The sequence below is a fragment of the Streptomyces sp. UNOB3_S3 genome, from assembly GCF_020740895.1.
Lineage (GTDB): Bacteria > Actinomycetota > Actinomycetes > Streptomycetales > Streptomycetaceae > Streptomyces.
The window spans coordinates 1-4,630 of record NZ_JAILXP010000480.1 but is presented as its reverse complement, the minus strand read 5'-3'; the positions used below and the strand labels follow the sequence as shown (position 1 = coordinate 4,630).

Annotated in this window: 5 protein-coding genes; 1 reads left to right on the top strand and 4 read right to left on the bottom strand. The window is 73.1% G+C overall.

Annotated features, from left to right (window positions below):
• Nucleotides 1-944: YafY family protein (locus K6I33_RS32130; protein ID WP_229358082.1), on the bottom strand; the 944-nt coding region annotated here is incomplete at its 3' end.
• A 97-nt stretch (nucleotides 945-1,041) separates the two neighbouring features.
• On the opposite strand from K6I33_RS32130, the gene K6I33_RS32125 reads away from it, so the two are divergent.
• Nucleotides 1,042-1,614: a TIGR03086 family metal-binding protein gene (locus K6I33_RS32125; RefSeq protein WP_229358080.1), complete on the top strand. Its 573-nt coding sequence runs from the start codon at nucleotides 1,042-1,044 to the stop codon at nucleotides 1,612-1,614.
• 78 nt (nucleotides 1,615-1,692) lie between these two features.
• Here K6I33_RS32125 and K6I33_RS32120 read toward each other — a convergent pair whose 3' ends face one another.
• The 3 genes from K6I33_RS32120 to K6I33_RS32110 all read right to left on the bottom strand — a co-directional run.
• Nucleotides 1,693-2,529, bottom strand: coding sequence for a thioesterase family protein (locus K6I33_RS32120; protein ID WP_229358079.1), 837 nt, complete (start codon nucleotides 2,527-2,529; stop codon nucleotides 1,693-1,695).
• A 22-nt stretch (nucleotides 2,530-2,551) separates the two neighbouring features.
• The gene (locus K6I33_RS32115) at nucleotides 2,552-3,220 is read right to left on the bottom strand and encodes a trimeric intracellular cation channel family protein (protein ID WP_229358077.1); all 669 of its coding nucleotides are present in this window, start codon (nucleotides 3,218-3,220) and stop codon (nucleotides 2,552-2,554) included.
• 94 nt (nucleotides 3,221-3,314) lie between these two features.
• On the bottom strand, nucleotides 3,315-4,630 hold a 1,316-nt coding region (locus tag K6I33_RS32110), incomplete at its 5' end, for a M1 family metallopeptidase (RefSeq protein WP_229358075.1).

The window sequence follows — 4,630 nt, the reverse complement described above, 5'->3', positions numbered from 1 at the left end:
GGGTCATAGAGCCCCAGCACGGCCCGGGCGGCCGCCGCCAGCTCCCGTCGCACCGGCTCCGGCGCGACCACCTCCAGGTCCGGGCCGTAAGCCAGCAGGGATCGCGCGTCCTCCAGGCCGGCGAAGGCGAATTCGACGGTCGCGGGGTCGCCTTCGGACGGCGGTCCGGTGAGCTGGTGGCCGCGGAGGCGCACGAGCGTGTCGAGGCGGGAGCGGCGCACCCGGGCCGTCACCAGGAGCGCCGCAGGCCGGTCCTCGACCTCGCGGCGCAGCGCCTCCCAGACGTCCGTCAGCTCCTGGCCGGCCCGCCGGCGGACGGGTTCGTCGGTGAGGGTCGCCCTCAGCACCCGGTCGGCGCGGTAGAGGCGGGGGCCGCCGCGGTGGTCGGCGACGAGGTACCAGACGCCGGCCTTGGCGACGAGGCCGTAGGGGTCGACGGTGTACGCGCGCGGTTCGGCCGTGCCGCCGTGGCGGTAGCGCAGGCGCAGCCGGAGGTCGGTGAAGACGGCGTTGTGCAGTTCGCCGAGGTCGACGGCGGGGGTGGGGGCCGCCCAGCGGACGGGGTCGACGTGGATGCGGCGGCTGGTGGCCTCGGCGACGGGGCGGTGGGGGGCGGGCAGCGCGGCCATGACCTTGCGCAGGGCGGAGCCGAAGGCCCGTTCCAGGCCGAGGTCGGTGTGGGCGCCGCAGCCGGCCAGGACGAACAGGGCGCGGGCCTCGTCGGCGGTGAGGCCGGTGACGTCGGTGCGGTAGCCGGGGAGCAGGGCGATGCCGCCGTGGCGGCCGCGTTCGGCGTAGACGGGCACGCCGGCGGCGGAGAGGGATTCGACGTCGCGGTAGATGGTGCGGACGGACACCTCCAGGCGCCGGGCGAGCTCGGCGGCGGGCACCCGGTCACGGTTCTGGAGCAGCAGGAGTATCGACAGCAGCCGGTCGGATTTCACATGATCAATCCTGGATCAATCTTGACGGCAGGTGTCAGGTTTTGGCGGGAGGGTGCTCCTGTTCGACCGATCGCCCTCGTGCAAGGAGCAGTGCCCCATGGAGCTCGATCCCCGCCCCCTCCACTCCCGCGCCACCGACCAAGTGGCGGCCCTGATCTCCCGGGTGAAGCCCGAGGCGCTCGGCGACCCCACGCCCTGCGACGGGTTCGACGTGCGCGGGCTGCTGGCGCATCTCGTGGGCGGGGTCCGCGCCGCCGCCGAGCTCGGCCGGACCGGCGCGGACGTGACGCTCACGTCCGCCGAGGGCGTGCCGGACGACGGCTGGCTCCGGGCCTACGACGAGGCCCGCGCGCTCTTCGACGAGGCCTGGGCCGACGACGCGAAGCTGGACGCGCCGGTGGCCGTGCCGTGGGGCGAGCTGCCGGGCCGGGCGTACCTCTCCTCGGGCTGTGTGCTGGAGACGGTCACCCACACCTGGGACCTGTCCACCGCCCTCGGCCACCCGCTGCCGCTGGACCAGGAGCTCGCCGAGTACGCCCTGCAGTGGGCGCACCGGGTGCTCCCGGCCGGGCGGCGCGGGGAGGGCGTGCCGTTCGGGCCGGTGCGTCCGGCCCCCGAGGGCGCGGACGCCTACGCGCGGCTGGCGGCGTGGCTGGGCCGGGAGGTCTGAGCCCGCACCGGCCCGTACAGAGAGCAGCCCGTTCAGAGAGCAGGCTGTTCAGAGAGCGCGCCGTTCAGAGAGCAGCGTTCAGAGAGCGGGCCTCGCCAGTTGGCGCGACTGGGCGACGAGCCGGTCCCGGCTGTCCCAGACCTCCGCGTCCTCCTCCATGTAGCCACCGGCCAGATTGCGGCTGGTCTTGGCGATCCGGAGGGGGCCGGGGGCGGGGCGCACCCGGATGTGGGCGGTGAGCTCGACCGTGGGCACCCCTCCCGTCACGCCGTACTCGAAGGCGGTGGGCGGCAGCGAGTCGACGGCCAGCAGCAGGGAGAGGGGGTCGGCGTCGCGGCCGTCCGCGAGGCCGTACCAGGCGCGGATCTCGCCCCGGCCGCTCGGCCGGCCGGTCATCCAGCCGGTGGTGGCGGGGTCGAGGCGGTAGTCGAGCCGGTGGACGATCTCGGGGACGGGCACCGCCGGGCCCGGCCCGGGGCCGAGGAGTCCCCGGCACTCGCCGTACGGCGGCAGGGGCGGGGGCGTCGCGATGGTGCGGACGTCGTCGGGGAGCGCGGCCAGGTCCCCGTAGGCGGCCAGGACGCGGACGCGCTCGGTCTCGGTGCCGTCCTCGGCGCGCTGGAGGAGACTGGCCTGGCCGGTGGAGAGTGATCGGCCCGTCCGGAGCGGCTCGGCGCGGATGACGGCGGGGCCGGGCCGCGAGGCGCTCAGATAGTGGGCGGTGACGGTGAACGGGTCGGGGTGGGACAGGGTGTCGCGCAGGGCGCGGGCGAGCAGGGCGAGGAGGTAGCCGCCGTTGAGGGGGCCGAACACGGTCCAGCCCGCGTGGAGGTGGGCGTCGTAGCCGCCCGGCCCGTTGGCCGAGATGGCGGTGTCCCGGTCGAACTCGCTGTCGCCGATGGTTCCCGGAGCCATGCGAAAACGTTACACCTGACGATTACCCGCGGGTAGGATCTTCGACCGCCGCGCTGCGCCGGTGCCAGGCGCGCGGGGCGCGCCAGTGGTAGCGCATCGCCAGCAGCCGCAGGACGAACGCCACGGCGGCGGACAGCATGCTGGTGGTGACGTTGAGGGCGTCGTAGCGGATCAGCAGCGCGGCCATGGTGGAGCCGACCATGGCGGGCACCGCGTACAGGTCGCGGTCCCAGCGCAGCAGCGAGGGCACCTCGTGGGCCAGGACGTCGCGCAGCACACCGCCGCCGACCGCCGTGGCCAGGCCGAGCGTCGCGGCGAAGGTCAGGCCGAGCCCGTGCCCGTAGGCCTTGACCGTGCCCGCGACGCAGAACAGCCCGAGCCCGGCGGCGTCGAAGACGTTCACCGCCTTGGTGATCCGCTCCACCTCCGGGTGGAGGAAGAAGACGATCGCGGTGGCGACCAGCGGGGTGAGGAAGTACCCCAGGTCGGTGAAGGCGGCGGGCGGCACGGCTCCGATGATCAGGTCCCGGAACAGCCCGCCGCCCAGCGCCGTGACCTCCGCCAGCACCGCCATGCCGAAGACGTCGAAGTTCTTGCGGACGCCGAGCAGGGCGCCCGACATGGCGAAGACGAAGATCCCGGCGAGGTCGAGCGAGTGCTGGACGGAGGGGCTGAACAGATCGGAGAGCACCAGACATTCTTACGCGCCGGCGGCCGTGCTCCCGACCCGTCCCGGAATGCGGACCGGCGCGCCCGTGGCGGCCGGCCGCCACGGCAGCCGGCGGCTACGGCAGCTTCGGCTTCTCCGGGGTGGACAGCCAGGTCCGGAAGAGATCGCTCAGGTCCTGGTGGGAGACCGCCTCGGCCAGGCCCGTGAACTGGGCGGTGCGGACGTTGCCGCCCTTGTGGAGCTTGGTCCACAGCGGCAGCAGCTTGAAGAACGCCTTGTCGCCGATGCGCTCGCGCAGCATCTGGAGGGTCATCGCGCCCCGGTAGTAGACGGACCGCGAGAACATCGTGTCGCGCTTGGGGTCGGCCACGTCGAGCTTCCAGAAGGCGTCGCCGTCGCCGTGCGCGTTGTACGCCTCCAGGAAGGACTGGTGGGCGCTCTTGCGGCCCTTGTGCTCGTCCCAGAGCCACTCGGCGTAGGTGGCGAAGCCCTCGTTGAGCCAGATGTCCTTCCAGCGCTCGACCGACAGCGAGTCGCCGAACCACTGGTGGGCCAGCTCGTGGACGACCGTCGCCTCGTCGCGCACGGCGGAGTAGACGGGCTTCGTCTGGACCTCCAGTGAGAACTCGGCCTGCGGCATGTCGTCGACGACGGCGCCCGTCTCCTCGAAGGGGTACGGGCCGAAGAGCTTCGACCAGTAGTCGGTGGCCTCGGCGGTGATGCCGTAGAAGTCGAGCTTGCCGGTGGGCAGGGTGGGATTGGTGGCGACGTAGATGGGGGTGCCGCCGGGGGTGACGCCCTTGCGGACGTCGAACTTCCCGATCGTGGCGGTGGCGAGGTAGGGCGCCATCGGCTTGCTCTCCCGCCAGTGGGTGATCGTGGTGTCGCCCCGGTCGCGGGTGGCGAGGAGCCTGCCGTTGGAGACGGCGGTCAGGCCCTTGGGGGCCCGGATGCGGATGTCGAAGGTGGCCTTGTCGGACGGGTGGTCGCTGGAGGGGAACCAGGTGGAGGCGGCGTTGGGCTCGCACGCCACGAAGACGCCGTCCTTGGTCTTCATCCAGCCGTACTTCGAGCCGAAGATGATGGGGCCGCTGAGCGGCTGGGGTATCCCGCCGTAGGTGACGGTCGTGGTGAAGGTGTGGCCCTTGATCAGCGGGAGCGCCGGGCGGATCCGGATCTCGTCGCCCACCCGGGAGAAGGCGGCGGGGAGCCCGTCCACCTCGACCGAGGAGACCGTGAGCTGCTGGAGGTCCAGGTCGAACGAGGAGAGGCTCTGGGTGGCCCGCGCGGTGACGGTCGTCCTGCCGTCCAGCCGGCCGCTGGACGGGGTGTAGCCGACGTCCAGGTCGTAGTGGAGGGCGTCGAAGCCGCCGTTGCCCAGCTCGGGGAAGTAGGTGTCGCCGATGCCCGGGGTGCCGGCGGTCGGGGGCC